Origin of the sequence: Legionella anisa, from assembly GCF_001467525.1 — a bacterium.
Lineage (GTDB): Bacteria > Pseudomonadota > Gammaproteobacteria > Legionellales > Legionellaceae > Legionella > Legionella anisa.
This window is the reverse complement of record NZ_LNXS01000041.1, coordinates 1-405: the sequence shown is the minus strand read 5'-3', so window position 1 is coordinate 405 and position 405 is coordinate 1. Positions and strand designations below refer to the sequence as shown.

Here is a 405-nt window from a genome sequence, read left to right as displayed (position 1 = left end):
ATGGCATATTCTGCTCTAATCCAATTTATTATTTTTGGATTTATACTCATGCTTGCAAAAGATTATTTTCATAATCAGATGAGTGTCTTTTCCAGAAATTTAATTATTAATGACTCATTTACCACTGATGAAATTGGTAGATATCAGCTTCTTAATAATAAGGATGCTCTTGATTTAGTCCTATACAATTTAGGTAATGAACGCAAACTAGACTCAATAAAATTTGTTCCTTTAAAAAATAAAATTGAAGATGTAGGTACTTGCGAAGAAAACAGCAAAAATAATTACCTTCTATGCAAAAAAGATAATGGGCAAATTTCCGGTATAACATTAATTAAAAATGATGAAAAGATATTGGGCTCGGTGGTTGCAAGTAAGCAATATAATTCTATCTATACTTTGCCA

Annotated in this window: 1 pseudogene; it reads left to right on the top strand. The window is 28.9% G+C overall.

Annotated elements, in window-relative coordinates:
- Nucleotides 1–405: pseudogene (locus Lani_RS13410) on the top strand (sensor histidine kinase); the annotation flags it as partial.